Origin of the sequence: Thermus thermamylovorans, assembly GCF_004307015.1 — a bacterium.
Lineage (GTDB): Bacteria > Deinococcota > Deinococci > Deinococcales > Thermaceae > Thermus > Thermus thermamylovorans.
In genome coordinates this window covers 172578-198220 of the sequence record NZ_SIJL01000001.1, presented here as the reverse complement: position 1 = coordinate 198220, position 25643 = coordinate 172578, and the positions used below count along the sequence as shown (strand labels likewise).

Below are 25643 nucleotides of genomic sequence, written 5' to 3'. Positions count from 1 at the left end.
GAGCAAGGGCTCAGCCCTTGGCGGAAAGCCAGTCCTCCCCCAGGCCCACCTCCACCTCCAGGGGCACGGCCAGGGGCCAGACCCCTTCCATCACCTCCTTGGCCAGGGCGGCCACCGCCTCCGCCCGGTCCTTGGGGGCCTCGAGGACCAGCTCGTCGTGCACCTGCAGAAGCATCCGGGCCCCCAGCCCCTGAAGCCTGGGGAAGAGCCGCACCATGGCCAGTTTCATCAAATCCGCGGCGGTGCCCTGCACCGGCATGTTGAAGGCCATGCGCTCCGCCGCCTCCCGGATGCTCTTCACCCGGGCGTTGAGGTCGGGCACGTACCGCCTGCGGCCAAAGAGGGTTTCCACATAGCCCCGCTCCCGCCCCTCCTTTAGGGTCTTCTCGATCCAGGCCCGCACCTTGGGGTAGCTCTGGAAGTAGCGCTCGATGAAGGCCACCGCCTCCTCGTAGGGGATGGCGAGCTCCGAGGAAAGCCGGTGGGCGGACATGCCGTAAAGCACCCCGAAGTTGATGGTCTTGGCCGCCCGGCGCATCAGGGGGTCCACGGCCTCAGGGGGCACGGAAAACATCCAGCTCGCGGTCTGGGTGTGGATGTCGTGCCCCTCCCGGAAGACCCGGATGAGGTTCTCGTCCCCGGAGAGGTGGGCCAGAACCCGGAGCTCGATTTGGCTATAGTCCAGGGCCACCAGGAGCCAGCCCTCCTCCGCCACGAAGGCCCGGCGGATCCGCTGGCCCAAGGGGGTACGCACGGGGATGTTTTGCAGGTTGGGGTCGGAGCTGGAAAGCCTCCCCGTGGCCGTGGCCGTCTGGTTGAAGCGGGTGTGGAGGCGGCCCGTCCTGGGGTGGACCAGGGCGGGGAGAGGGTCGATGTAGGTGCCCTTGAGCTTGGATAGCTCCCGGTACTGCAGGATGCGGTCCACGATGGGGTGGGCCTCCCTGAGGGCCTCCAAAACGGCGGCGCTGGTGGAGCGCTTGCCCGTCTTCTCCGTCTTGCCGATGGCGGGAAGCCCAAGCTCGTCAAAGAGCACCCGCTCCAGCTGGTCCCGGGAGTTCAGGTTGAAAGGGTGGCCCGCCAAGCGGAAGACCTCCTCCTCGAGGCGCTTAAGCTCCGCCTCTACCTCCAGGGAGAGGGCCTTCAGGTAGGCCACGTCCAGCCGGACCCCGGTGGCCTCCATCTGGGCCAGAACCCGCGAGAGGGGTTTTTCCACCTCCTCATAAAGCCAAAGAAGCCGCTCCTCCCCCTTAAGCCGCTCCAGGAGGGCGGCGTAAAGCCTTTCGGAAAGCAACGCCCTTTCCCCCGCTTCCTCGGTCCACTCCCCCCCGTAGCGGCGGGCCACCCCCTCAGGGGTGGTGTTGGAGGGGTCCAGAAGGTAGGCGAGGAGCATGGGGTCGTCCCCGGGGGCCAGGTCCAGCCCCTCCCGCCCGGCCAAGACGGAAAGGTCCTTGGCGACCAGCCCCCGGACCTCCTTCAGGTCCTTCAGGGCCCAAAGGGGCTTTTCCGCCCGAAACACGCGCCCTCCCAGAGCCCCGGCCAGGGCCAGAAGGTCAGCCCACATGGGCTCGGGGCGGGAGAGGACATAGCCCACGAACGCCCCTTCGGGGGGCGGCCAGGGGGCCTCCCCCGCCGCCGCCGGGCTTTCCAGGAGGCCGAACTCGTGGAGGAGGCTCCCAAACTCCAGCCTTTCCAAAAAGGCCTTGAGCCCCTCCCGGTCCGGCTCTCGGCGCCGAGTGAAGTCCACCTGAAGGGGCAGGTCCGTGCGCACCCGGGAAAGCTCCAGGGACAGCTCGAGGTCCTCCATATGGCTGAGGATCTTCTCCCGCACGGAAGCGGGTTTCACCTGGTCCAGGTGCTTGAGAAGGTTTTCCAGGCTCCCCCACTCCCGGATGAGCCTGGCCGCCGTCTTCTCCCCGATGCCCTTCACCCCGGGGATGTTGTCGGAGTTGTCCCCAGCCAGGGCCCGGTAGTCCACCCACTGCTCGGGACGCAGGCCGTGCTTCTCCCAAAGCCACCCCGGGGTGATCAGGTACCCCTCGGGGTGCAGGATGGAGATCCGGTCCGAAAGGAGCTGGTACAGGTCCCGGTCCGCGGTGAGGATGCGTACCTCGTAGCCTTCCTTTTCCGCCTTCTTGGCCAGGGTAGCCAGGACGTCGTCTGCCTCGAAGCCGGGAACCTCCAAACGGGTGAGGCCCAGAAGGTCCACGAGCTCCTTGATGAGGGCCAGCTGCCGGGGGAAATCCTCCGGCGTGGGGGCCCGGCCCGCCTTGTAGCCCTCGTAGGCCTGGTGGCGGAAGGAAGGGGCCTTGGCATCGAAGACCACGATCACCCCGTCCCCGTCCTCCTTCAGGGCCTTGAGGAGGCTCTTAGCGAAGCCGTAGACCGCCTGCACGGGCTCCCCGCGGCTGGTGGTGAGGCTCTTCAGGGCAAAAAAGGTGCGGTAGGCCAGGTGGTGGCCGTCCACCAGGAGGAGGCGGCCTTTGGGTTCGAAGAGGGGCAGCATCGCCTCCATGGTAAGGGCTCACCCCTCCACCTGGGCCTGCCCCCGGGTCTGGTCCCAAAGGCCCCGCAGAAAAGCCGCTTTCTCCCCTTCTGGAAGGCGCAAGGCGAAAGCCACCCCCTCCGGCAGGTAGGTTTCCTCCGCCAGGAGGCCGCGGGCTCTGAGAAGCCCGCGCACCCGGCCCACCTGGGCAAAGGGCACCCGGAAGCGCACCTCCACCAGGTCCACCAAGGGCACCTTGGGAGCCCGACGCAACGCCCCCGCCGCCACCCCCCCGTAGGCCCGCACCAGGCCCCCGGCCCCCAGCTTCACCCCCCCGAAGTAGCGCACCACCAGGACCACCACCCGGTCCAGTCCCCCCGCCTCGATGGCGTGCAGGATGGGCTTGCCCGCGGTGCCCGTGGGTTCGCCGTCATCGGAAAACCGGTAAAGGGGGCCTATCTTGTAGGCGTAGCAGTTGTGGGTGGCCTCCGGCTCCCGCTGGGCCGCCAAAAAGGCCAAGGCTTCCTCCTCCGAGGCCACCGGGGCCGCCTTGGCGAGGAAGCGGCTTTTCTGAATGATCTCCCCATGGACCACCGGGGCCGCCAGGGTGTAGGCCATTCACCCCTCCTCCAGGGCCTGGCGAGCCGCCTCCTCCATGCCCCTAGGGTCGGGCAGGAGGCCCGTCCAGATGCGGAAGGCCAGGGCCCCCTGCCAGGCCAGCATGGGAAGCCCGGTCTGCACCACGAGCCCCCGGGCCTGGGCCTCCCGCAGAAACCGGGTCCAGAGGGGGCGGTAGACCAGGTCGATGGCCGCCCCCTCCTCCGGGAGGAGGTCTGGGGGCAAGGGGGTGGCGCTTGGGTCCTTCAACCCCACGCTGGTGGCGTTCACCAGGAGCCGGGCCACCTTTGCCCGCTCCAGGGGCACGGCCTTTAGGCCCAGCTCCTCCGCCAGGGCTTCCGCTCGCCCGGGGGTGCGGTTCCACACCCAGACCTCCACCCCCGCCCCCTTCAGGGCCCAGGCCACCGCCCGCCCCGCCCCCCCCGCCCCCAGGACCAGGGCGGGGCCCTCGAGGGGGATGCCCCCCGCCTTGAGGGCCTCGAGGAACCCCGGGGCGTCGGTGTTGAACCCGAAGAGCCTTCCCTCCACGGCGAGCACGGTGTTCACCGCCCCTATGCCTTGGGCTTCCGGGGAGACCCAGTCCAGGAGGGAGAGGGCGGCTTCCTTCAGGGGCAGGGTAAGGTTCACCCCCCGGTACCCCCAGCGCACCACCGATAGGCGCTCCGCCAGGGCCCCCAGGGGGGTTTCCAGGGCCTCGTAGCTGCCCCGGAGGCCCAGGCGCTCCAGGGCGAAGCGGTGCATGGCGGGGGAGAGGGAATGGGTTACCGGGTAGCCCAAGACGGCAAGCCGCAGCACCCCCTCAGAATACGGCGGGAAGGGCAGCCCACACCCCACACTCCTTCCCCTGAGCGTATAGAATGAGGGCGGTGAAAAGGGTCCTGGCTCTTTTCTGCCTTCTCCTCCCCCTGGCCTGGGGCAAGACCTACCTCGTGCCCATCCAGGGGGAGATCGACCCGGCCCTGGCGGTCTTCGTGGACCAGGCCGTCTCCCGGGCGGAGCGGGAAGGGGCGAGCGGGGTGGTCTTCCTCATCGACACCCCAGGAGGCCGGGTGGACGCGGCCATCCGCATCTCCGACCGCATCCTGCAAACCCCCCTCCCCACCCTGGCCGTGGTGCAGAACGCCTTCTCCGCCGGGGCCCTGATCGCCCTTTCCTGCCGCCAGATCGCCATGCTGCCAGGGTCGGAGATCGGGGCCGCCCTGCCCGTGGTGGCCCTGCCCCTGCAGCAGCCCCAGCCCGCCGACCCCAAGGTGATCTCCGCCCTTAAGGGCAAGTTCCGGGCGGTGGCCGAGGCCCGGGGCAGGCCCGCAGAGCTGGCCGAGGCCATGGTGGACCCGGCCATCGAGGTGCCGGGCCTTTCCGCCCGGGGGGAGCCCCTCACCCTCTCCGCCGACCGGGCGGTGGAGCTCAAAGTGGCGGACTTCCGGGCGGGAAGCCTAGCGGAAGCCCTCCGGCAGGCGGGGTTCAGCCTGGAGACGGAGCGCCTCGAGCCCGGACCCCGGGTGCAGCTGGCCCGCTTCCTGACGAGCTCCACCGTGGCCGGGCTCCTCCTGGCCTTGGGGCTCCTCCTCCTCCTCCTGGAGCTCTTCACCCCGGGGTTTGGGGTGGCGGGGGCCCTGGGCCTTGCCTTCTTAGCCCTCTACTTCGCCGGGGGGTGGCTCGCGGGGCTTTCCGGGGCCTTCGAGCTCATCCTTTTCTTCCTGGGGGTGGCCTTCCTCTTGGCGGAAGCCTTCCTCTTCCCCGGCTTCGGCATCGCCGGGGCCCTGGGGGTGGGGGCCATCCTGGCCTCCGTCTACTTCACCTTCGGGGACAACGCCCTCATGGTGATCGCCATCGCGGTGATCGCCTTAGGGCTTGGGCTTTTGCTCATCTTCCGTTTCCTGCCCAAGACCCGGCCCGCCCGGGCCCTGGTCCTGGAAAGCGCCATCGCCGAACACGCCGCCGGGGATGTGGTGGAGATCGGGGCCCTGGGCACGGCCCTCACCGACCTGCGCCCCGGCGGGGTGGCCCGCTTTGGCAACAAGCGGGTGGACGTGGTGGCCAACCGCGGGTTCATCCCCAAGGGCACCGCCATCCGGGTGGTGGACGTGCGGGGGCCCACGGTTATAGTGGAAGCCTTGGAGGAGTAGCCTATGGAAGGACTCGGTGTGCTCTTTTTGGCCTTCGTCATCCTGATCCTCGTCTTCCTCTTTTTCAGCTTCATCCCGGTGGGCCTCTGGATCTCCGCCTGGGCGGCGGGGGTTCGGGTGCCCCTCATCACCCTGGTGGCCATGCGCCTGAGGCGGGTGCCCCCGGCCAAGATCATCTACCCCCTCATCAAGGCCACCAAGGCCGGGCTGGACGTCCGGCTGGACCGCCTCGAGGCCCACTACCTGGCCGGGGGCAACGTGGACCGGGTGGTGGACGCCCTCATCGCCGCGGACAAGGCGGGGATCAGGCTCACCTTTGACCGGGCGGCGGCCATCGACCTGGCGGGCCGGGACGTGCTGGAGGCGGTGCGGGTTTCCGTAAACCCCAAGGTCATCCAGACCCCCATGGTGGCCGCGGTGGCCAAGGACGGGATCCAGCTCCTGGCCACCGCCCGGGTGACGGTCCGGGCCAACATCGACCGCCTGGTGGGCGGGGCCGGGGAGGAGACCATCATCGCCCGGGTGGGAGAGGGCATCGTGACCACCATCGGCTCCGCCCGCTCCCACAAGGAGGTCCTGGAGAACCCCGACAGCATCTCCAAAACCGTGCTGGAGAAGGGCCTGGACGCGGGCACCGCCTTCGAGATCCTCTCCGTGGACATCGCCGACGTGGATGTGGGCAAGAACATCGGGGCCCAGCTGCAGATCGACCAGGCGGAGGCCGACAAGAAGATCGCCCAGGCCAAGGCCGAGGAGCGCCGGGCCATGGCCGTGGCCGCGGAGCAGGAGAACCGGGCCCTGGTGGAGGCCATGCGGGCCAAGCTGGTGGAGGCCCAGGCCCAGGTGCCCCTGGCCCTGGCCGAGGCCCTGAAGAGCGGCAACCTGGGGGTCATGGACTACTACCGCCTCAAGAACATCGAGGCCGACACGGAGATGCGGGACTCCATCAGCCGGGCGGCTAAGTCCGGGAGTGAGGAATGAGTCTAGAAAACCTCCTGGCCCTCCTCTTCCTCCTCTTCTTCATCGTCATACCCACCCTGCAAAGCCTCACCCGCCGGGGCCAGCCCCTTCCCCCTCCCGACCTGCCCCCGGACCTGCCGGAGCCGGAGCCTCCCCCCCGCCCCCGCCCCCAGGCCCGGCCCCGGCCTAGGCCCGCGGCTCCCCCACCGCCCCCACCCCCACCCGCCCCCACCTGGGCCAGCCGGGAGGGGGAGAGCCTGGAGGGGCCGGGCGTCCCGGAGCGGACGCGCCTCGAGGTGCGCTTCCGGGAGGAGCTCCGGGAAGAGCCCCAGGAGCCCTCCCCTGAGAGGAAGCCCCGAAGGGCCTTTCTGGGCAAGGACTGGGAGAGCATCCTCAGAGGGGTGGTATGGCACGAGGTTCTGAAGAGGCCCAAAGGCTTTTGATCCCCCTCCGACCCGAGGAAACCCTGGCCTTCCTGGGCCACGCCGACCGCCACCTGAAGAGGCTTAGGGCCCTCTTCCGGGAGGCCTACGGGGACCGCCTGAGGCTCGTGGTGCGGGGGGACCAGGTGGAGCTCTCCGGGGACAAGGAGGCGGTGGAGGTGGGGGAACGGGTGGTGCGCGACCTCCTGGCCCTCCTCCGCCAGGGAGCGGAGCTGGACGACCCCACCCTGGAGCAGGCGGTGGCCCTGGCCCAGGGGGGGGAGGGCCTCTACCGGGCCACCACCCCGGAGACGGAGCTCGCCCTCCCCGGCCGCCTCCGGCCCAAGACCCCGGGGCAGCGGCGCTACGTGGAGGCCATCGCCCAGCACGACATTACCTTTGGCGTGGGCCCCGCGGGCACTGGCAAGACCTACCTGGCGGTGGCCATGGCCGTGAGCCACCTCCGGGCCCGGAAGGTGAAGCGCATCGTCCTCACCCGCCCCGCGGTGGAGGCCGGGGAGAAGCTGGGTTTTCTGCCCGGGGACATCCAGGCCAAGGTGGACCCCTACCTTAGGCCCCTTTACGACGCCCTCTTCGACATGATCGACGCCGAGCGCTTCGAACACTACCTACAGTCCGGTATCATCGAGGTGGCTCCCCTGGCCTTCATGCGGGGCCGCACCTTGAACGACGCCTTCATCATCCTGGATGAAGCCCAGAACACCACCCCGGAGCAGATGAAGATGTTCCTCACCCGCATGGGCTTCTCCTCCAAGATGGTCATCACCGGGGACATCACCCAGATCGATCTGCCCAAGCACCAAAGGTCGGGCCTCATCGAGGCCACCCGCATCCTCAAGGGGATCGAGGGCATCGCCTTCATCTACTTCAGGGAGTCCGATGTGGTGCGCCACCCCCTGGTGGCCCGCATCATCAAGGCCTACGAGGAGGCGGAGGGTGGTAGCCATCGCGGTCCATAAGCGGCCGCCTCGCGGGCTGGTGCCCAGGCTCCGCCGAGCCCTTTCCGCCCTCATGGAGGAGCTTGGGGTGGCGGACAAGGCGGTCACGGTGATCCTCACGGGAGACCGGAGGCTAAGGGCCCTCAAGCGGGTGTGGTGGGGGGAGGACCAGGCCACGGACGTGCTCGCCTTTCCCCAGTACGAGCCCGGGGACCCCTTCGTGCCCCCCCACCTGGGGGACATCTGGATCAGCTTGGACGCCGCCGCGGAGCAGGCGCGGACAAGGGGGGTTACCCTGGAGGAGGAGGTCCTGGCGCTGGCGGCCCACGGGCTTTGGCACCTCCTGGGCCACGACCACGAGGGGGAAGGGGATTGGCAGGGCTTCCACCGCGTCCAAGAGAGGATCCTCGCCCTCTAAAGGGGGTCCTGCGCTCCTTCGCCTACGCCTGGGAGGGGGTGGGCTACGCCTGGCGGGTGCAGCGGAACTTCCGCCTGCAGGTCTACCTGGGCCTCCTGGCCCTGGGGCTGGCCCTGTGGCTTGGGGTGAGCCCCCTTCCCGTCCTCCTCCTCATCGCCCTGGTCCTCTCCCTGGAGCTTCTGAACACCGCCCTGGAGGCCCTCACCGACCTGGTGAGCCCCGTCTATCACCCCCTGGCCAAGCGGGCCAAGGACACCGCGGCCGCCGCCGTGCTGGTGGCGAGCCTTTCGGCCCTCCTGGTGGGACTCTACCTCTTCCTCCCCCCCCTGCTGGCCCGGCTTGGTCTAAGCTAGGGGCATGGACCACGAGGAGCGGGAGCTGATCCTGGAGTTCTTCCCGGGCACTCCCCCAGAGCTTCTCCCCCTCGGGGAGATTCTTTATTACCGGGACGAGGAGGGCCGGGTGGTCATCCGGGAGAAAGGCCCTCCCGAGCTCAGCCTGACCCTGGAACCCCTTTCCGGAGGCCTGGGCCACCCCCAGGTCTGCGAGGCCTGCCGCCGCCACCTCTCGGGGAGCGCCCTGGGCTTCTTCCGCCACCTGGTGGGCGGCAGCCCCACCCACCTCCGCTACCTGGTCCTCTGCCTGGATACGGAGGGTTGCGCTGGCCGGGCCGAGCCCGGGCGTTTGAGGGAAATCCTCCTTCGGGGTATACTCTCCTGAGAAGGCGGCCCTTGGGCCGGGGAGGTCGGCTTGAGCCGGCCTCTCCGTGTTACCTGCGGGAAGGCACCCTGACCCACGAGGTGAGCTATGGCGCGCGAGGTGAAGCTAACCAAGGCCGGCTACGAGCGGCTCATGCGGCAGCTGGAACAGGAGCGGGAACGCCTGCAGCAGGCCACCCAGATCCTGCAGGAGCTGATGGAGTCCTCCGACGACTACGACGACTCGGGCCTGGAGGCGGCCAAGCAGGAGAAGGCCCGCATCGAGGCGCGCATCGACAGCCTGGAGGACGTCCTCTCCCGGGCGGTGATCTTGGAGGAGGCCACCACCGAGGTCATCAGCCTGGGCTCCATCGTGGAGCTGGAGGACCCTGTGACCGGGGAACGCCTCCAGGTGCAGGTGGTCTCCCCCGCCGAGGCCAGCGTCCTGGAGGTACCCATGAAGATCTCCGACGCCTCCCCCATGGGCAAGGCCCTCCTGGGCCACCGGGTGGGGGATGTCCTCAGCCTGGAAACCCCCAAGGGGAAGAAGGAGTTCCGGGTGGTGGCGGTCCACGCCTAGGCCGCCCCTGAGGTCCCATGAACGAGCAGACGCGGCAACGCCTGCTGAACCTGGAGGCCCTGGCGGAGGCGGGCTTTTCCCCCTACCCCTACCGCTACCCCAAGACCCACCGGGCGGCCGAGGTCCTGGAGGCCCACGCGGGCGCCCCCCCGGAGGCGGAGTGGGAGGGAGAGGTGGCCCTGGCGGGGCGGCTTCTGGCCCTAAGGCGCATGGGCAAGGTGACCTTCGCCCACCTCCTGGACGAAAGCGGCAGGATCCAGCTCTACTTTCAAAAGGAACTCACCCCCCGCTACGAGCTCCTGAAGCGGCTGGATGTGGGGGACCTCCTGGGGGTGAAGGGGACGGTCTTCACCACCCGGACGGGGGAGGTGACGGTCAAGGTCCTCTCCTGGACCCCTTTGGTTAAGAGCCTTCATCCCCTTCCCGACAAGTGGCACGGCCTTAAGGACAAGGAGGTCCGCTACCGCCAGCGCTACCTGGACCTCATCGTGAGCCCCGAGGTGCGGGAGGTCTTCCGCCGCCGGTCGGAGATGGTGGGCTACATCCGGCGCTTCTTCGAGGCGCAGGGGTTTTTGGAGGTGGAGACCCCCGTCCTCCAGCCCACCACCGGGGGGGCGGAGGCCCGGCCCTTCCGGACCCACCACCACGCCCTGGACCACGAGTTCTACCTGCGCATCTCCCTAGAGCTTTACCTAAAACGACTCCTGGTGGGGGGCTTCGAGAAGGTCTTCGAGATCGGGCGCAACTTCCGCAACGAGGGCATCGACCACAACCACAACCCCGAGTTCACCATGCTGGAGGCCTACTGGGCCTACGCGGACTACGGGGACATGGCCCTTTTGGTGGAGGAGCTCCTCTCCGGCCTGGCCCGCCACCTCTTCGGCGGCTACGGGGTGCCTTACCAGGGCCGGGTGCTGAACTTCGCGCCCCCCTTCCGGCGCATCTCCTTTGTGGAGGCCTTGAAAGAGAAGGCGGGCCTCCCCTTCGACCCTCTGGACCTGGAGCGCTTGCGCCTCTGGGCCGAGGCCCACCACCCTGAACTCCGGGGGGTGCCCAACCACAAGCTTCTGGACAAGCTCTTCGGCATCTACGTGGAGCCCGAGCTCCAAGACCCCACCTTCGTCTTCGATTTCCCCCTGGTCCTGAGCCCTCTGGCCAAAAGGCACCGGGAGAAGCCGGGCCTGGCGGAGCGCTGGGACCTCTACGCCGCCGGCATGGAGCTCGCCCCCTGCTACTCCGAGCTCAACGATCCCCTGGACCAAAGGGAGCGCTTCCTGGAGCAGGCCCGGCGCCGCAGGGAAGGGGACGAGGAAGCCCCCGAGCCCGACGAGGACTTCCTCCTGGCCCTGGAATACGGGATGCCCCCGGCGGCGGGCCTGGGCCTCGGCCTGGACCGCCTGGCCATGATCCTCACCGACCAGCCCTCCTTGCGGGACGTCCTTCTCTTCCCCCTCCTCAAGCCCCGGCGAGAGGCCGTGCAAGAAGGGATCTAGGTGACGGAACAGGCCGCCCGCCTGAGCCTCCTGGTGGCCCTCCTGGTCTTGGGCCTCAAGGCCCTGGCCTACCTCCTCACCGGCTCGGTGGCCCTCCTTTCCGACGCCCTGGAGTCCACGGTAAACGTGGCCGCAGCCCTTATGGCCCTCCTCGCCATCCGCCTGGCCCAAAGGCCCCCGGACCGCAACCACCCCTTCGGCCACACCAAGGCGGAGTACTTCTCCGCGGTGCTGGAGGGGGTGCTGGTGGTGCTGGCCGCCCTCCTCATCGCCCGGGAAGCCCTTCCCCGCCTCCTCCGCCCCGTCCCCCTGGAGGGTCTGGGCCCCGGTCTCCTCCTGGCCCTCCTGGCCTCGGGGGTCAACGCCCTCCTGGCCCGCCACCTGATCCGCCTGGGCCGGGTCCTACGCTCCCCGGCCCTCACCGCCGACGGCTATCACGTGCTCTCCGACGTCCTCACCTCCGCAGGGGTCCTCCTAGGGGTGGGCCTGGCGGGGCTCACGGGGCTTTGGATCCTGGATCCCCTCCTCGCCCTCCTGGTGGCGGGGCACATCCTCTTCCTGGGCCTCCGCCTGGTGCGCCACTCCGTGGGGGGGCTCATGGACGAGGGGCTTCCCCCGGAGGAGGTGGGTCGGATCCGCGGGGCCATCGTTCAGGTGCTCCGGGGAAGGGCCCTCGAGGTCCACGACCTCAAAACCCGCAAGGCGGGCCCCCGGGCCTTCCTGGAGTTCCACCTGGTGGTACCGGGGGGCATGACCGTGGAGGAAGCCCATCGGCTCTGCGACGAGCTGGAAAGGGCCCTGGAAAGGGAGTTCCCGGGGCTTTCCGTCACCATCCACGTGGAGCCGGAAAGCGAGCGGCGGGGGGCGGGCCCCTCCCCGGGCGGGAAGGTGTAACGCTCTTTTCCTCCGGCGCAAAAAAGCGTAGACTGGAGGGCAAAGGGAGGGCCCATGCGCAAGAAGCACGACTGGCTCAGGGAAACCTACCGGAAGAGCCTGGAGAAGATGCCGGAGAGGCCCATCGCCCACCGCACCCTCTCCGACATCGCCCCCGAACCCCTCTACACCCCGGAGGACATCGGGGTCCTGGACCCGGAGTACGAGGAGAAGCGGGGCTACCCCGGGGAGTACCCCTACACCCGCGGGGTCTACGGCTCCATGTACCGGTCCAAGCTCTGGACCATGCGCATGTTCGCGGGCTTCGGCACCGCCGAGCAGACCAATGGGCGCTTTAAGAAGCTCCTCCAGGCGGGCCAGACCGGGCTCAGTGTGGCCTTCGACCTCCCCACCCTCATGGGCTACGACGCCGACCACCCCCTCTCCAAGGGAGAGGTGGGGAAGTGCGGGGTGGCGGTCAGTAGCCTGGCGGACATGGAAATCCTCTTCGAGGGCATCAACCTCGAGGAGGTCACCACCTCCATGACCATCAACAGCCCCGCCAACGCCATCTGGGCCATGTACCTGGCGGTGGCCAAGAAGCGGGGCTACGACTGGAAGAAGCTGGGGGGCACCATCCAGAACGACATCCTCAAGGAGTTTATCGCCCAGAAGGAGTTCATCTTCCCCCCTGAGCCCAGCGTGAAGCTGGTCATCGACACCTTCGAGTGGGGGCCTAAAAACGTCCCCAAGTGGAACTTCATCTCCGTCTCCGGCTACCACATCCGCGAGGCGGGAAGCACCGCGGTGCAGGAGCTGGCCTGGACCCTGGCGGACGGCTTCGAGTACGTGGAGGCCGCCCTCAAGCGGGGCCTGGACGTGGACGAGTTCGCCCCCCGCATCAGCTTCTTCTTCGACGTCCACAACGACTTCTTCGAGGAGATCGCCAAGTTCCGCGCGGCGAGGCGCATCTGGGCCAAGGAGATGCGGGGGCGCTACGGGGCCAAGAACCCGCAAAGCTGGGCCCTCCGCACCCACGCCCAGACCGCCGGGGTCTCCCTCACCGCCCAGCAGCCCCTGAACAACATCGCCAGGGTGGCCATCCAGGCCCTGGCCGCCGTCCTTGGGGGCACCAACAGCCTGCACACCGACGCCTACGACGAGGCCCTGGCCCTGCCCACGGAGGAGTCGGCCACCATCGCCCTCCGCACCCAGCAGATCATCGCCTACGAGACCGGCGTCACCCACACCATCGACCCCCTGGCGGGGAGCTACTACGTGGAGTGGCTCACCGACGAGATGGAGCGCCAGGCCATGGCCATCATCGAGGAGATCCGCCGCATGGGAGGGGTGGTGCGGGCCATCGAGGAGGGCTACTTCCTGCGGGAGCTGGCCGAGGCCAGCTACCGCTACCAGCAGGAGGTGGAGCGCAAGGAGCGCATCATCGTGGGGGTGAACGCCTTCACCGACGAGGTCCCCCTGAAGGTGCCCATCCAGCTGGTGGACCCCGAGGTGGAACGGGTCCTGGCGGAGCGCCTGGCCCGGGTGCGCCGGGAGCGGGACCCCAAGCGGGTGGCGGAGGCCCTTCAGGGCCTAAGGCGGGCGGCGGTGGAGGGGCAGAACACCATGCCTCACTTCGTGGAGTGCGCCCTGGCCTACTGCACCCTGGGGGAGATGATGGACGTCCTGCGGGAGATCTACGGCACCTACCAGGAACCGGCCTACGTCTAAGTAGGATGGGGCTATGGACAGGCGCATACGGGTGCTCATCGCCAAGCCGGGCCTGGACGGCCACGACCGCGGGGCCAAGGTGGTGGCCCGGGCCCTAAGGGATGCGGGGATGGAGGTCATCTACACGGGCCTCCGGCAGACCCCGGAGATGATCGTCAGCGCCGCGGTCCAGGAGGACGTGGACGCCATCGGGCTTTCCATCCTCTCGGGGGCCCACATGCACTATTTCCGCGAGGTGAAGCGCCTTCTGGAGGAGCAGGGGGCCTCGGACATCCTCCTCTTCGGCGGGGGCATCATCCCCGACGAGGACGTGCCCAGGCTGAAGGAGCTGGGGGTGGCCGCGGTCTTCGGCCCCGGCACCAGCACCCAGGAGATCGTGGACTTCCTCCGCCAAGCGGTGCCCGAGCGCTGGCGGGCCCAGGGCCTGGCATGAAGGCCATCCAGCTCCACTACCCCCCGGAGTGGGCCCACTGCTACGGGTGCGGCTACCTGAACCCCATGGGCCTCCACCTCCAGACCTACTGGAACCGGGAACGCAAGGAAAGCCGCACCGCCTTCACCCCGAGCCCCCACCACACCGCCATCCCCGGCTTCGTCTACGGGGGGCTTTTGGCCTCCCTGGTGGACTGCCACGCCACCGCCACCGCCGCCGCCGCCAAGGCGGACGCCGAGGGACTGGACCTGGAAAAGACCCCCCTCCGCTTCGTGACCGCGAGCCTCAAGGTGGACTACCTGAAGCCCACCCCCTTAGGGCCGGAGCTGGTCCTGGTGGGGCGGGCCAGGGAGGTGAAGGGGCGGAAGGTGGTGGTGGAGGCCGAGGTCTACGCAGGCGAAGCCCTGACGGTGCGGGGGGAGGCGGTTTTGGTCCAGATCACCGAGGGCTTCGGCGGCTGAGCGCCCGGCGCGGCAACGGGGCCCCAAGGCCGCGGCTTTCGCCGCAACGGGGTCCCCGAGAACGCCGCGGGAGGGCCCCTTCCCTCTCACCCCGCGGAGCAGCGCCTGCGGGCGGACGCTTAGGGAAAGCCTTGCCCTAAAGGCCTCTTTCCCCCACCATGAGGGCGTGGGGGAGATCCGCGTGGGCACCGCCAGCTGGACGGACGAGACCCTCCTCGCCTCCGGCTGGTACCCGCCTGAGGTGAGGCACCACCCGGAAAGGCGCCTCCGCTACTACGCCCAGCACTTCGACGCCGTGGAGGTGGACAGCACCTTCTACGCCCTGCCCCGCCTCGAGGTGGCGGCCAAGTGGGCGGAGCGCACCCCGGCGGGCTTCCTCTTCCACGTCAAGGCCTTCTCCGCCTTCACCGGGCACGGCCTCGAGGCCCAGGCCCTCCCCCAGGACCTCCGGGCCCTCCTCCCCCGGCGGGAAGGCCACCTCCCCCAGCGGGAGGTGCCACGGGAGGTGGTGGAGGAGGCCTGGCGGCGGTTCTTCGCCGCCCTGAAGCCCCTGGAGACCCTGGGCAAGTTGGGCTACCTGCACTTCGGCCTCCCTCCCTGGACCGAGCCCAAGCCCCGGAGCTTCGCCTACCTGGAGGGGCTGGCGGAGCGGACCCGGGGCTACCTGGTGGCGGTGGAGTTCCGCAACCCCCGGTGGTACGCCGCCTGGGGCTTCGTCAGGCGGGAGCTGAGGCGCCTGGGCCTGGCCCACGTGAGCGTGGACGCCCCGCCCCACCCCGAGGCCCCCCCGCGGGTCCTGGAGTCCACCCACCCTGTGGCCGTCCTGCGGTGCCACGGCCGGAACGCCGAGACCTGGAAGGGCCCCCACGGCAAGGCCTACGAGCGCTTCAACTGGCGCTACACCGAGGAGGAGCTCCAGGACCTGGCCCAGGCGGCCCGCACCCTGGCGGAGCGGGCGGAAGCGGTCTACGTCACCTTCAACAACAACTACGGCACCCAGGGGGTGGAGGCCGCCTTGGGCCTCAAGCGCCTCCTGGGCCTAGGGCCCCCCTCCTGGGCGGCCGCCCTTCCCTGACGGGTACCGGGCCGTGGGGCCGCGACGGGAGCCCCCAAAGGGGCACGGACACCCCCTTCCCCCCTGGCGGGCAACCCCCCGGACGGCTGGGGCGTGGCCTCGGGCCCGGGAAGCGGGCGGAGGGGGGTGCCCCACCACCCCACCCTGACCCCGTCAGGGTGGGGGCCCGGGTAGGGAGAGGGGGGCGGCTCCGGCACCAGCCCTGGGACGAAGGGCGCAGGGGAAAGGGCATCAATAGGCCAGGGCCAGCCCCTCGGCCCGGGGGTCGGAGGCCCCCAGGAGGGCCTCCCCGTGGCGCAGGACCACCTGCCCCCGCCCGAAGAGGCCGTACTCCACCTCGTACCGCACCCGGTGCCCCAGGTCCTTGAGGAAGAGGGCCGTGGCCGGGGGGATGCCGGGCTCCAAGAGCACCTCGTCCCCACCCCTGCCCGGCACCACCTGCCACCGCGGCCGGTCCAGGGCCGCCTGGGGGTTCAGCCCCTGGGCCAGGGCCAGCACCACCTGCACGTGCCCCTGGGGCTGCATAAACCCCCCCATCACCCCGAAGGGCCCCAGGGGCCTCCCCTCCCGGGTGAGGAAGCCGGGGATGATGGTGTGGTAGGGCCGCTTCCCCGGCCCCACCCGGTTGGGGTGCCCCGCCTCCAGGGAAAAGCCCAGCCCCCGGTTCTGCAGGGCGATCCCCGTCCCCGGCACCAGGATCCCCGCGCCGAAGCCCTGGTAGTTGGACTGGATGAGGGAGACCATCACCTCCCCGTCTGCCGCCGCCAGGTACACCGTCCCCTCGGGCCTGAGCCCGGGCAAGGCCTGGGGCAGGGCCCGCTCCCCGATGAGCCTGCGCCGTTCGGCCACGTACCCGGGGTCCAGGAGGGCCGGGGGAGGAACCTCCAGGAACCGGGGGTCGGCTACAAACCGGAAGGCGTCGGCCAGGGCCAGGCGCATGGCCTCCACCTGCAGGTGGTAGCTGAAGGGGTCCTCCGGTTTGAGTTCGAACCCCTCCAGGAGGGCCAGGGCCAGGAGGGCGGCCACCCCCTGGCCGTTGGGGGGCAGTTCGTGGACCGTGAGGCCCCGGTACTCCAGGGAGAGGGGTTGCACCCATTCCGCCTCGTGGGCCCTGAGGTCTTCCAGGGTAAGGAGGCCCCCCGTGGCCTCGCTGAACCCCGCCATGGCTTCGGCCAGGTTTCCCCGGTAGAAGCTCTCCCCGTAGGTTTCGGCGATCTCCCTTAAGGTCTTGGCGTGTGCCGGGCTCCGCCACACCTCCCCCGCCCCCGGCGCCCGGCCCCCGGGGAAGAAGACCTCCTGGAAGGGCCGGAACTCGGGGCCCTTTAGGGGCAGGTAGATGGCCTCCGCCCTGCGCCAGGCCCGGGCCGTCTCCGGGCCCACGGGGAAGCCCTCCTCCGCGTAGCGGACCGCGGGGGCCAGGACCTCGGGGAAGGAGAGCCTCCCCCACCGCTCGTGCAGGGCCCGCCACCCCGAGACCGCTCCGGGTACCGTCACCGGGAGCCAGCCCCGCTCCGGCATCCCCCCCTCGGGGGTCCTTTCCGGGGTGAGGGCCAAAGGGCTCCTCCCCGAGGCGTTCAGCCCGTGGAGCCCCCCATCCCACACCTGGGCGAAGAGGTCGCCCCCGATCCCGTTAGAGGTTGGCTCCACCACCGTGAGGCAGGCGGCCATGGCGATGGCCGCGTCCACCGCGCTGCCCCCCTTGAGGAGCACCTCCATCCCCGCCAACGCCGCCAGGGGCTGGCTGGTGGCCACCGCCCCCCTTCGCCCCAGCACCACCTGCCGCCGGGAAGGGTAGGGGTAGCGGGTGAGGTCCATCAGAGGAAAACCCCCTTGGGCAAGTAAGCGGACACCACCCAGTTGGGCGCGTCCACCACCTCGCTGATCCTCAGGTCCACGGCCACGCTGCAGAGCATGTAGGCCGCCTCGGGGGAGAGGCCGTACTCCCGCCCCAGGTGGTCGATCATATACCGCACCGCGTCCTTGGCCGCGACCATGAGGTCCGGGGCAATCCCGGTGGTGGCGAAGAAGCCCCTGTCCCCTGGGCCTCCCGCTGCCCTGGCAGGGGTCTCAAAGGCCGGGCGCGGCAGGTGGGCTGCCTTCTTTAGGTCAAACCGCAAGGTAAGGCGCATGGGCGACTCCACGGCGGTGCCGCATACCTCGCCGTCCCCCTGGACCGCGTGGGTGTCGCCCACGGAAAACAAGGCCCCCGGCACCTGCACCGGGAGGTAAAGCCGGGCCCCTTCCCCCAGGTCGCGGATGTCCAGGTTGCCCCCCACCTCCCGGGGTGGGACCACGGAGTGCACCCCAGGCGCCCCCGGGGCCACCCCGAGGGTGCCGGGGAAGGGGCTATAGGGCAGCCGAACCCCGGGGAGGAACTCCACGCCCTCCTGGGTGTAGCGGGAAAGGTGCAGGTGGGGCTTCGGGAAGTCCTCGGCCAGGAGGCCGAATCCGGGGATGATGGCGGTCCACCCCCACCCCGACCCCTCGAGGCCCACCACCTCCACCACCAGGGCGTCCCCGGGCTCCGCCCCCTCCACGAACACGGGGCCGGTCACGGGGTTCACCCGGGCGAAGTCCAGGCGGGCCACGTCCTCGGCGGTGGAGGCGGGGGAGAGCTGCCCCCCCGAGGCGTCCACCACCTCAAACTCCACCACCTCCCCGGGGGAGACCTGGGCCACCGGGGGCAGGCCGTTGTCCCAGCCGAAGTGGTGGTGGCCCCGGTGCACCGTCTTGTAGGGCACGGAACACCTCCTCTCCCCAAGCATACCCCAGGCGGGGCCCGGAGAGGGGGGGCGTGCTAGCCTGAAGGGGATGGACCGCGCCCCCCTTTCCGAGGCCCAGGAGGACTACCTCAAGCACCTCTACCTCCTGGAGGAGGACCTCAAGGGTCCGGTCTCCAACCAGGCCCTGGCGGAGCGGCTCGGGGTCCGGCCCCCCTCGGTCACGGGCATGCTCAAGAAGCTCGCCGCCTTGGGCCTCATCGAGCACCTCCCCTACCGGGGGGCCCGGCTCACGGAGGCGGGGCGGCGGGTGGCCCTGGAGATCCTGCGGCACCACCGGCTCCTCGAGGCCTACCTGCACCGGAGCCTGGGCTACGGCTGGGAGGAGGTCCACCAGGAGGCGGAGCGCCTGGAGCACGTGATCAGCGAGGCCTTCGAGGAGAGGATCGCCGAACTCCTGGGCCACCCCCCCTTCGACCCCCACGGGGACCCCATCCCCACCAAGGACCTGGACCTGCCCGAGGTCCAAGCCCTCCCCCTCTCCGAGGCCCCCCCAGGGGAGGCCCGGGTGGTGCGGGCCCTGGCCCAGGACCAGGGGACCCTGAACCTCCTCCTCCGCCTGGGCCTGGTCCCGGGGAGGCGCCTCCGGGTCCTGGAGCGGGCGGGAGGGGTGCGGGTGGAGGTGGGGGGGGAGGTTTACCTCCTGCCCGAGGCCCTGGCCCAGGCGGTGGGGGTGGCGGTGGAAAGGGCGTAGGCCACAAAGCCCGCCAAGGAGGCGAACCCCACCCCGGTGCGGGCCAGGCCCGTGTCCGGGTCGAAGGACTCGGGGGCATAGCCCATGTCCAGGGGGGCCTCCCGGAGGACGCGGAGGGCCTCCCGGGCCGGCCTCCCCCCCAGGAGGAGGCGGTTGGCCAGGGCGAAGCCGGAGGGGAAGGGGAAGTGGGGGGAGCCCTCCCCAGGGTAGCGGCCCCGGTAGTGGTAGGGGTTCTCAGGGGAGAGGATGCGCCGCACCGTGCGGCGGAACCAGGGGTCCTCCGGGGGGCAGAAGCCCAGGTGGGGCAGGAGGAGGAGGCTCCCCGCGGGCTCGTCCCCCAGGAGGGCCCCGCCCCCGGGCTCGAAGGCGAAGGGGAAGACCCCGCCCCTCCCCCGGGGCCTGACCCCCTCCCGGCGGAGGGCCTCCCGGATGGCCTGGGCCTCCCCCGCCAGCTCCGCCGCCCACCCCGCCCACCTCCCCCCCAGCCGGGCCAAGTGGGGGGCCAGGCGGGCCAGGGCCTGGGCCAGGAGGGCGTTGCCGTAGAAGAGGTAGGGGTAGGGCACGGGGTCGTCCGCCGGGGAGAGGAAGGTGCGGTAGAGGGGAAGGGCCGGGTGGCGCTCCTCCCGGATCCGGGCCAGAACCCCCTCCAGGGGCTCCCAGACCTCCGGGAGGAGGTCCAGGTCCCCCGTGGCCTCCAGGTAGCGGGCGAGGGCCAGGGGGTAAGCGGCGGCCTCGTCCAGCTCAAACCCGGGGTAGAGGGGGGGGCCGGAGAGGTACTGGGCGTGCTCCCCGGGCCAGGGGGCGTGGCGGAGGAAGAGGGCCTTGAGGAGGGTCCTGGCCCTCCGCCGGTCGGCGAGGAGCAGGGCGGGGAAGAACCAGAGGAGGCCGTCCCGGGCCCAGTAGGCCCCGCTCACGTAGTAGTGGGGGCTCCTGGAGGTGAGGGCCACGGGCTCCCCCTCCAGGGCCTCCCCCTGGGCGAAGTGGTAGGCGAAGAGGAGGTGGCGGCGGTAGACCCCGGGCAGAGGCCCCCCGTACCCGGCCACCAGCCCCTCCAGGTGGCGGAGGGTGGCCCCGAGAAGCCCCTCCCACCCCACCCGCCGCAGGTGCAGGGCGGCCGTCCGGGCCCCGTCCCCCTCCCGGGCCAGGGCCAGGTACAGGGTGGCCTCCCCCCCGGGCCACTCCAGCTCCAGGCCCGGGCCCCACCCCCGCACCAGGGGCGCGGGCTCCCCCTGCCAGGCCAGGGCCAGGAGGGTGCGGTGGGCGCGGAGCTCCAGGAGGTGGCTCCCCGTCCAGGGGTCGTGGGCGAAGCGGGGCCTGGCCTCCACCCCCTCCTCCCGGAAGCGCCGCAGGAGGAGGCCGAAGGGGCCGCCAAAGACCCGCAGAGGGCCGGGCCCCCGCACCCGGAGGGCGAAGCCCGTAACCCCCGGGGGGGCGAGGAGGACCGCCTCCCGGCCCTCCCCCCGCCAGAAGGGGATCCAGTCCGCCAGGATCCCCCCCTCCCAGCCCTCCCCCTCCACCCCCAGGAGGGGGTCCCCCACCAGGTCCAAAAGCCCGTCCCAGGCCAGGCGGACCACCCCCGCCCGCCGCAGAAGGGGCCGGTCGGGGTCCGCCTCCAGGTGGAGGAGGAGGCTCCCCGTGGGCCGGTGGCGGGGCGGGGCCTCGAGGACCGGGGCGGGGGTGAGGAGGGCCTCCCTCACGCCCCCTCCAGGCGGAGAAGCCTCAGGGCGTTCCCGGCGAAGATCTGCCTGAGACCCTCCTCAGGAATCCCCGCCTCCACCGCGGCCCGGAACTGCTCCTCGAGGTAGCGGCGCACCCAGCCCCGGGGGAAGTGGGAGCTGTCGGTGCCGAAGAGGATGCGCTCGGGACCGAAGGCCTCGTGGAAGGCCCGGAAGAGGTCCTTGAGGCTGGGCTCGGGCCACCCGTAGCGCCGCCACTCGTTGTTGCCCGAGGTGTCCACGTAGACGTTGTCCGCGGCCCACATGAGGTGCATGAGCTCCCGCACGTAGCCGCAGCCGAAGTGGGGCACCACGAAGGCCACCCCGGGGAAGCCCTTGGCCACCCCGTGCAGGGCCAGGGGGCTGATGTTGGGCGCATAGGCGACCCCGCCCCCGCCCCCCAGGGGGCCGAAGTGGATGAGGACGGGGAGGCCCAGCCGCTCGCAGGCGTCCCAGAGGGGGTCCAGGGAGGGGTGGTCCAGGGGGCGGGTCACGGCGGGGGCGAAGACCTTGTAGCCCCGAAGCCCCAGCTCCCGCACCGCCCGCTCCAGCTCCGCCGGGGCCTCGGGATCCTCGGGGTCGTGGTGGGCGAAGCCGTGGAGGCGGGGATAGGGCTTCAGGGCCCGGGCCAGGGCCTCGTTCCCCCCGCCGGTGAGGAAGAGGATCCCCAAAAGCCCCTCCCTTTCCGCGGCCTCCGCGTAGCGCCGGGCCGCCTCCTCGGGAGGGGGCTGGGGGTCTTCGGGAAAGGGAAAACCCCAGGCCCGCCACCACGGGCGCTGGGCCTCCTGGTTCTTCCGGGCCCAGTGACGGAGCTTCTCCTCCCCGTAGCGCTGGGCAAACTCCCTTCCCCACCGGCCCCAAAGCTCCTCCCCCGCGTAGGGCAGGTGGGCGTGGAAGTCAAAAACCGGGACGGGCAAGGGGGTTTCGGCCACGGCTCACCTCCGGTTTCGAAGTCCTAGCAAGCTAGCTTCAAAGGTCTGACCTAAGGCAAGGGCGATGGCCCCATAGAGGGGAGCTTCCCCCGAAAGCCGTGAGGGGCGGAGTTCCAAGGCGTACGGGGTTTTCATCAAAAATTTTCCCACTCTTTCCAGAAGGGTCGGAAGCCACTCCTGGGGCTCTATATCCAGAAAGATAGCCTCCAGATCTGCCACAGCGGTAAGGGCAATGATCACCTGGGTTAGATGGAAAGCATATCGGTTCAGAGAATTCTCCTCAGCTTGGGAATCGGGGCTTAAATTTAGAACCTCCAATCTACTCGTTACTAGAGCCTCTTCCAAAGAAATCACCTCACCATCCGACTCCACCAAAAGGTACCCCACTTCCCCAGCTAGGCCCCTAGTTCCTCGCTGCAAGCGGTCATTCAAGATAATCCCCGCTCCCACCCCTTCCTTCACCATGAGAAACGCAAGGTTCTTATACCCAGTAGCATCTCCCGCCCACTTTTCCCCCAAAGCGGCCAACTTAGCATCATTCTCCACATAAGTGGGAAGATCATATCGTTCGGCAAGGAAAGCAGCTAGAGCCAGGCCCTCCAAGATGGGCATCTTGACGCTTAAGCGGATACGCCCTTCTTGGTCTACGCTCCCTGGCACTGCTACCGCCAAAGCAGCAAGGCGGTCCGGATAGGCCACTGAAGACTTCACCTGTTGAAGCAAACCATCCAGGCCCTCCAGAACCTCAGAGAAGGTTCTCTCCCTCAGAGCAACCCGGTGGTATCCCCGGATTTCCCCTTGAAAGTCCACCCAAGCTCCCTTGAGGCCCCCGGGCTCGAGAACAGCTGCAACCCCGTAAGCGGCCTCCGGATTAAGACTCAGCTGCCTAGCCGGACGCCCTGTGCCCCCTCCAGGACCCCGCTCCTCCCGGACTAGGCCCAGGGTCAGAAGTTCCTTGAGAATGGCGTTTAGGGTGGCTTTGGAAAAGCCCATCTCCGCTTGAATCTGAGAACGGCTCGCCAGACGCCGGGCCCTCAGATAAGCCAGCAAAAGGGCTTGATTCAGATCGCGGATTAAGGGAGGGCGGGCTACCATGATCAACCCTTTAGTCCGGTCAGCGTGATACCACGTATGAACTGGCGCTGGAAAAAGAGGAAGAGGAAAATCATGGGCAGGGAAGCCACCAAAGCCACGGCCATTTGCCAGTGTATGTTAGCCCCGTACTGCTCATTGAAAACCTGAAGGCCCACGGGCAAGGTGCGGCTGCGATCCGAGTTGGAAACGATCAAAGGCCAGAGGAACTCTTCCCAGGAAGCTACAAAGGTAAAGATGGCTAAGGCAGCCACGGCAGGACGAACCAGAGGCAGGATCACGGTGAAGAAGATTCTCGGCTCGCTGGCCCCGTCTATACGAGCAGCTTCGATCAGCTCGTCAGGGATGGTACGAATAAATTGACGCATCAGGAAAACGCCGAAGGCATCGAAAAGCCAAGGATAGGCAACCCCTGCCAGGGTATCCACCAAACCTAGGCGGTCTGTAAGCAGAAAAAGAGGGATCATCCGCACTTGGAAGGGCACCATCAAGCTAGCCAGAAAGAGGATAAAGAGGAAATCCCTGCCAGGAAAGGAGAACTTAGCAAAGGCATAGCCAGCAGTAGTACTAGTAAACAATACCCCCAAGACCACGATACCCGAAACAACCAGACTATTAAAGAAGTATCTCCAGAAAGGGAACTGCCCGAAACCCTGGGTGAAGTTATCCAAGGTAGGCCTCTCGGGAAGCCAGGTAGGCGGCACACGGATCACTTCGTCGAGGGGCTTAAAGGCAGCGGAAACCATCCAAATAAAGGGCAACAGCATGAGGGCTGAGCCCAAGATCAGGATCCCGTAGACCACCAGTTTGACCAGGGGATGGTTAGGAAGCTCCACGAGAAACCCCCTAGAACTGTACCCTCCTTTCTAGGAATCGCATCTGTAGAAGGGTGACCAAAACAATCAGGAAAAGGAGGACCATGGCATTAGCGGAAGCATACCCTAGATCAAATTGGCGGAAGCCAAGATCGTAAATGTGGAGCACATAAACACGGGTAGCGTCCAAAGGACCTCCGGGAGGCCGGAACTGTAATCCACCGGAACTCATCACGTAAGGTATCGTGAATACCCGAAAGGCATTGATAACCAGGATGACGCTAACGAAAACCAAGGTGGGGTTAAGCAGGGGTAAGGTAATGTGGCGGAAAAGCTGCCAGGTAGAAGCCCCGTCTATTTTCGCCGCTTCCACATACTCCCGGGGTATGGTTTGCAAGCCCGCCAGGAAAAGGACCATCGCCTGACCAATTTGCTTCCACACACCCACCACCATAACCGCTGGCAGGGCCCAAGCGGGGTCAGCTAACCAGCCTGGCCGGGGCAAACCCAGAAGTCCGAGGAAGTAGTTGACTACACCAAAGGTTGGCTCGAAGAGCCATCGCCAAACAAAGGCCGCGGCCACCATGGAGGTTACCACAGGGAGAAAATAGATCGTACGGAAGAGCGACTTGAAGCGGAGCCAGGCCGCATCCAGCACAATGGCCAAGGGGAGGCTTATCAAGATGATGGCAGGAACCACCACCACCGTCCAGAAAAGGGTGTTCTGCAGAGACTTCCAGAAAAGGGGGTCCTGAAGCATCTTGGCATAGTTCGCCAAACCTACGAACTGAGGTGGGGCAAAAATACTGTAGCGCTCCAGGGAAAGCTTAAACGCCCAAAGGAGAGGATAGAGGTCCACCAGCAGGTACAGGAAAAAGGCCGGGGCTAAGAAAGCGTAGCCCCAAAAGATCAGATAGCGGCGGTAGCGACTCATAGCCCCGGCCAGTAACATCTAGCGTCCGAGAGCACGGCGCATAACCTCCAGCTCCCTCTGGGCAGCCTGCTGCACCAGGGTTTCCAAAGGCGTGTTGGTCAGCGCAATAGCGTCAAAGAGATCGTTGCGCACGGGATCGGCATTGCCCACGTACTCTGTGGGCCGTACATTCCTAAGGGCCTCAAAGATTACCCGATCCGCGGGGGTACGAACCATGGCCGGATGGTTGGTGAAGGCGAGGTTTCTGGCGGCAGGCAGTTCGCCGGTTCCCTGGTACCACCGCACCTGCGCCTCTTCTGAGGTGATAAAGGTAATCCAGCGCCAAGCCCAATCCGCATTCGGGGAACGGGTATTGACCACATAGGCCCAGTGGCTCCCTGGGGTAATCGGGCTCCTTCCCGGAGGAGCGGGCAGGGGAGCGACCGTATAACGCAGGTTAGGAGCCATCCGCTCTAGACGCCCTCTAGTCACAGGGTGGTTGATGTAGAAAACCGCTCGATTTTGCTCAAACTTAAATTGACCAGTCAGAAACCTAGGACTATCCACCGCTTGAGGACCCCGCACCAGTTGCTCAACAATGCGCCAAGCCTGCAGGCCTTCTGGAGAAGTGTAATTCACACGGAGGTTTACCGGGTCTATGACGGAACCCGGAATGTATTGGTAAAGGAGAGCTGTGTAAACAGCCCATCGGTAGCGGGTGTCCAGACCTGCCTGCAAGATGTTCCCCGCCGCATCCCTTTTCGTAGCCCTTCGGGCTTGGGCCACCAATTCCTCCCACGTCCGAGGAGGCCTGCTGGGATCAAGACCCGCTTCTCTGGCCAAGTCATCGTTGATGAAGAGCACCAGATGCTGAACATCCGTGGGAAGACCATACAGCCTACCCTGGTACTCCAGGCGACGAATAGTCCAGGCCATGAACCGGCTCCGGGCCTGCTGCAGCGTCAAAACTCCTTCCGGCACCGGGGCCACCAAACCTCCCCAAATAAACTGCTCAGCCCAGTCCATTTTGATCTGGAAAACGTCCGGTCCACGACCTGTAGCCAGACCCACTGTGAGCTTGTCAAAGTACTGTTCGAAGGGAATTGGCTCAAACTCTATGCGCACTCCTGGATTCTGAGCCTGAAAACGATCTATAAGCTCTCGTAGAAGAGGGGTACGGGCTTCATGGTGATGTTGCCAGTGCACGATCGCTACTCGCTGAGCCGTAGCAATCCCTGCGCCCAGTAAAGCCACCCCTAAGGCCAACCACCATCGGCGCATACTGCCCTCCTTTACTTCGGAATATAGCCTATACTAAACCGCGGGGCAAGTCAAGCCCTTCCCTGCCCTGGGGGCCAAGTCCAGCAAGC

The 25643-nt window shown here is 68.1% G+C and carries 26 protein-coding genes; 15 read left to right on the top strand and 11 right to left on the bottom strand.

From position 1 onward, the window contains the following. Nucleotides 1–10 precede the first annotated feature (10 nt). The 3 genes from polA to aroE are packed head-to-tail and all read right to left on the bottom strand — an operon-like array spanning nt 11 to nt 3895. Nucleotides 11–2512, bottom strand: coding sequence for a DNA polymerase I (polA, locus tag ETP66_RS01025; RefSeq protein WP_130839763.1), 2502 nt, complete (start codon nt 2510–2512; stop codon nt 11–13). Between the two features lie 9 nt (nt 2513–2521). Continuing rightward, nucleotides 2522–3100, bottom strand: a complete 579-nt coding sequence (locus tag ETP66_RS01020; RefSeq protein WP_130839761.1) for an IMPACT family protein — start codon at nt 3098–3100, stop codon at nt 2522–2524. Further along, a complete protein-coding gene (gene aroE / locus ETP66_RS01015) occupies nt 3101–3895 on the bottom strand; it encodes a shikimate dehydrogenase (RefSeq protein WP_130839759.1) in 795 nt (264 codons plus the stop codon). A 62-nt stretch (nt 3896–3957) separates the two neighbouring features. Here aroE and ETP66_RS01010 point away from each other — a divergent pair, with 62 nt between their 5' ends. The 14 genes from ETP66_RS01010 to ETP66_RS00945 all read left to right on the top strand — a co-directional run bounded on the left by ETP66_RS01010 (nt 3958) and on the right by ETP66_RS00945 (nt 15332). Then, nucleotides 3958–5229 carry an NfeD family protein gene (locus tag ETP66_RS01010; RefSeq protein ID WP_130839757.1) on the top strand — a complete coding sequence of 424 codons (1272 nt, stop codon included), beginning with the start codon at nt 3958–3960 and terminating at the stop codon, nt 5227–5229. Between the two features lie 3 nt (nt 5230–5232). Continuing rightward, nucleotides 5233–6210, top strand: coding sequence for a flotillin-like protein FloA (floA, locus tag ETP66_RS01005; RefSeq protein WP_130839755.1), 978 nt, complete (start codon nt 5233–5235; stop codon nt 6208–6210). Next, on the top strand, nt 6207–6632 hold the full coding sequence (locus ETP66_RS01000) for a hypothetical protein (RefSeq protein WP_130839753.1): 426 nt from the start codon (nt 6207–6209) through the stop codon (nt 6630–6632). Before floA ends, ETP66_RS01000 begins: the two co-directional genes overlap by 4 nt. Further along, nucleotides 6596–7591 (top strand): PhoH family protein, encoded by a 996-nt coding sequence (locus tag ETP66_RS00995; RefSeq protein ID WP_130839751.1) that lies wholly within the window; start codon nt 6596–6598, stop codon nt 7589–7591. Before ETP66_RS01000 ends, ETP66_RS00995 begins: the two co-directional genes overlap by 37 nt. Next, the gene (gene ybeY, locus ETP66_RS00990; RefSeq protein ID WP_130839749.1) at nt 7569–7988 is read left to right on the top strand and encodes an rRNA maturation RNase YbeY; all 420 of its coding nucleotides are present in this window, start codon (nt 7569–7571) and stop codon (nt 7986–7988) included. The genes ETP66_RS00995 and ybeY overlap by 23 nt, the downstream gene beginning before the upstream one ends. Next, entirely contained in the window at nt 7943–8341 is a 399-nt protein-coding gene (locus ETP66_RS00985) for a diacylglycerol kinase family protein (RefSeq protein WP_130839747.1), read from the top strand. Before ybeY ends, ETP66_RS00985 begins: the two co-directional genes overlap by 46 nt. 4 nt (nt 8342–8345) lie before the next feature. Next, nucleotides 8346–8708 carry a hypothetical protein gene (locus ETP66_RS00980; protein WP_130839745.1) on the top strand — a complete coding sequence of 121 codons (363 nt, stop codon included), beginning with the start codon at nt 8346–8348 and terminating at the stop codon, nt 8706–8708. A gap of 87 nt (nt 8709–8795) precedes the next feature. Further along, nucleotides 8796–9266, top strand: a complete 471-nt coding sequence (locus tag ETP66_RS00975; RefSeq protein ID WP_130839744.1) for a GreA/GreB family elongation factor — start codon at nt 8796–8798, stop codon at nt 9264–9266. Nucleotides 9267–9283: 17 nt separating this feature from the next. Continuing rightward, nucleotides 9284–10759 (top strand): lysine--tRNA ligase, encoded by a 1476-nt coding sequence (gene lysS / locus ETP66_RS00970; RefSeq protein WP_130839742.1) that lies wholly within the window; start codon nt 9284–9286, stop codon nt 10757–10759. Continuing rightward, nucleotides 10760–11653 carry a cation diffusion facilitator family transporter gene (locus tag ETP66_RS00965; RefSeq protein ID WP_130839740.1) on the top strand — a complete coding sequence of 298 codons (894 nt, stop codon included), beginning with the start codon at nt 10760–10762 and terminating at the stop codon, nt 11651–11653. A 54-nt stretch (nt 11654–11707) separates the two neighbouring features. Then, the gene (locus tag ETP66_RS00960) at nt 11708–13363 is read left to right on the top strand and encodes an acyl-CoA mutase large subunit family protein (protein ID WP_130839738.1); all 1656 of its coding nucleotides are present in this window, start codon (nt 11708–11710) and stop codon (nt 13361–13363) included. A 13-nt stretch (nt 13364–13376) separates the two neighbouring features. After that, nucleotides 13377–13796, top strand: coding sequence for a cobalamin B12-binding domain-containing protein (locus ETP66_RS00955; protein ID WP_130839736.1), 420 nt, complete (start codon nt 13377–13379; stop codon nt 13794–13796). Continuing rightward, a complete protein-coding gene (locus ETP66_RS00950; RefSeq protein WP_130839734.1) occupies nt 13793–14257 on the top strand; it encodes a PaaI family thioesterase in 465 nt (154 codons plus the stop codon). Before ETP66_RS00955 ends, ETP66_RS00950 begins: the two co-directional genes overlap by 4 nt. Before the next feature lie 166 nt (nt 14258–14423). Beyond that, the gene (locus ETP66_RS00945; protein ID WP_130839732.1) at nt 14424–15332 is read left to right on the top strand and encodes a DUF72 domain-containing protein; all 909 of its coding nucleotides are present in this window, start codon (nt 14424–14426) and stop codon (nt 15330–15332) included. A gap of 231 nt (nt 15333–15563) precedes the next feature. On the opposite strand, the gene ETP66_RS00940 is transcribed toward ETP66_RS00945, so the two are convergent. Both ETP66_RS00940 and ETP66_RS00935 read right to left on the bottom strand, forming a co-directional pair. Continuing rightward, entirely contained in the window at nt 15564–17147 is a 1584-nt protein-coding gene (locus ETP66_RS00940) for a gamma-glutamyltransferase family protein (RefSeq protein ID WP_130839730.1), read from the bottom strand. Continuing rightward, on the bottom strand, nt 17147–18073 hold the full coding sequence (locus tag ETP66_RS00935; RefSeq protein WP_236630062.1) for an acetamidase/formamidase family protein: 927 nt from the start codon (nt 18071–18073) through the stop codon (nt 17147–17149). The genes ETP66_RS00940 and ETP66_RS00935 overlap by 1 nt, the downstream gene beginning before the upstream one ends. A gap of 70 nt (nt 18074–18143) precedes the next feature. Here ETP66_RS00935 and mntR point away from each other — a divergent pair, with 70 nt between their 5' ends. Further along, a complete protein-coding gene (gene mntR / locus ETP66_RS00930; RefSeq protein ID WP_130839727.1) occupies nt 18144–18806 on the top strand; it encodes a manganese-dependent transcriptional regulator MntR in 663 nt (220 codons plus the stop codon). Here mntR and ETP66_RS12340 read toward each other — a convergent pair. The 6 genes from ETP66_RS12340 to ETP66_RS00900 form a co-directional block, all read right to left on the bottom strand. Next, complete coding sequence (locus tag ETP66_RS12340; RefSeq protein ID WP_130839725.1) at nt 18749–20503, bottom strand: glycoside hydrolase family 125 protein; 1755 nt, start codon at nt 20501–20503, stop codon at nt 18749–18751. The two genes, mntR and ETP66_RS12340, sit on opposite strands and share 58 nt — an antisense overlap. Beyond that, the gene (locus ETP66_RS00920; RefSeq protein ID WP_130839723.1) at nt 20500–21453 is read right to left on the bottom strand and encodes an amidohydrolase family protein; all 954 of its coding nucleotides are present in this window, start codon (nt 21451–21453) and stop codon (nt 20500–20502) included. Before ETP66_RS00920 ends, ETP66_RS12340 begins: the two co-directional genes overlap by 4 nt. Before the next feature lie 3 nt (nt 21454–21456). After that, complete coding sequence (locus ETP66_RS00915; RefSeq protein WP_330848604.1) at nt 21457–22446, bottom strand: ROK family protein; 990 nt, start codon at nt 22444–22446, stop codon at nt 21457–21459. A gap of 104 nt (nt 22447–22550) precedes the next feature. Beyond that, a complete protein-coding gene (locus ETP66_RS00910) occupies nt 22551–23381 on the bottom strand; it encodes a carbohydrate ABC transporter permease (RefSeq protein WP_201738433.1) in 831 nt (276 codons plus the stop codon). 10 nt (nt 23382–23391) lie between these two features. After that, nucleotides 23392–24294 carry a carbohydrate ABC transporter permease gene (locus tag ETP66_RS00905; protein WP_130839719.1) on the bottom strand — a complete coding sequence of 301 codons (903 nt, stop codon included), beginning with the start codon at nt 24292–24294 and terminating at the stop codon, nt 23392–23394. An 18-nt stretch (nt 24295–24312) separates the two neighbouring features. Beyond that, nucleotides 24313–25554 (bottom strand): ABC transporter substrate-binding protein, encoded by a 1242-nt coding sequence (locus ETP66_RS00900; RefSeq protein WP_130839718.1) that lies wholly within the window; start codon nt 25552–25554, stop codon nt 24313–24315. Nucleotides 25555–25643: the final 89 nt, after the last annotated feature.

Bases quoted from the DNA above. Each gene is read 5' to 3' on its own strand.
- polA (WP_130839763.1), bottom strand. From the start codon at position 2,512: ATGGAGGCGATGCTGCCCCTCTTCGAACCCAAAGGCCGCCTCCTCCTG.
- ETP66_RS01020 (WP_130839761.1), bottom strand. From the start codon at position 3,100: ATGGCCTACACCCTGGCGGCCCCGGTGGTCCATGGGGAGATCATTCAG.
- ETP66_RS01010 (WP_130839757.1), top strand. From the start codon at position 3,958: ATGAGGGCGGTGAAAAGGGTCCTGGCTCTTTTCTGCCTTCTCCTCCCC.
- floA (WP_130839755.1), top strand. From the start codon at position 5,233: ATGGAAGGACTCGGTGTGCTCTTTTTGGCCTTCGTCATCCTGATCCTC.
- ETP66_RS01000 (WP_130839753.1), top strand. From the start codon at position 6,207: ATGAGTCTAGAAAACCTCCTGGCCCTCCTCTTCCTCCTCTTCTTCATC.
- ETP66_RS00995 (WP_130839751.1), top strand. From the start codon at position 6,596: ATGGCACGAGGTTCTGAAGAGGCCCAAAGGCTTTTGATCCCCCTCCGA.
- ETP66_RS00980 (WP_130839745.1), top strand. From the start codon at position 8,346: ATGGACCACGAGGAGCGGGAGCTGATCCTGGAGTTCTTCCCGGGCACT.
- ETP66_RS00975 (WP_130839744.1), top strand. From the start codon at position 8,796: ATGGCGCGCGAGGTGAAGCTAACCAAGGCCGGCTACGAGCGGCTCATG.
- lysS (WP_130839742.1), top strand. From the start codon at position 9,284: ATGAACGAGCAGACGCGGCAACGCCTGCTGAACCTGGAGGCCCTGGCG.
- ETP66_RS00960 (WP_130839738.1), top strand. From the start codon at position 11,708: ATGCGCAAGAAGCACGACTGGCTCAGGGAAACCTACCGGAAGAGCCTG.
- ETP66_RS00955 (WP_130839736.1), top strand. From the start codon at position 13,377: ATGGACAGGCGCATACGGGTGCTCATCGCCAAGCCGGGCCTGGACGGC.
- ETP66_RS00950 (WP_130839734.1), top strand. From the start codon at position 13,793: ATGAAGGCCATCCAGCTCCACTACCCCCCGGAGTGGGCCCACTGCTAC.
- ETP66_RS00940 (WP_130839730.1), bottom strand. From the start codon at position 17,147: ATGGACCTCACCCGCTACCCCTACCCTTCCCGGCGGCAGGTGGTGCTG.
- mntR (WP_130839727.1), top strand. From the start codon at position 18,144: ATGGACCGCGCCCCCCTTTCCGAGGCCCAGGAGGACTACCTCAAGCAC.
- ETP66_RS00915 (WP_330848604.1), bottom strand. From the start codon at position 22,446: ATGGGCTTTTCCAAAGCCACCCTAAACGCCATTCTCAAGGAACTTCTG.
- ETP66_RS00905 (WP_130839719.1), bottom strand. From the start codon at position 24,294: ATGAGTCGCTACCGCCGCTATCTGATCTTTTGGGGCTACGCTTTCTTA.
- ETP66_RS00900 (WP_130839718.1), bottom strand. From the start codon at position 25,554: ATGCGCCGATGGTGGTTGGCCTTAGGGGTGGCTTTACTGGGCGCAGGG.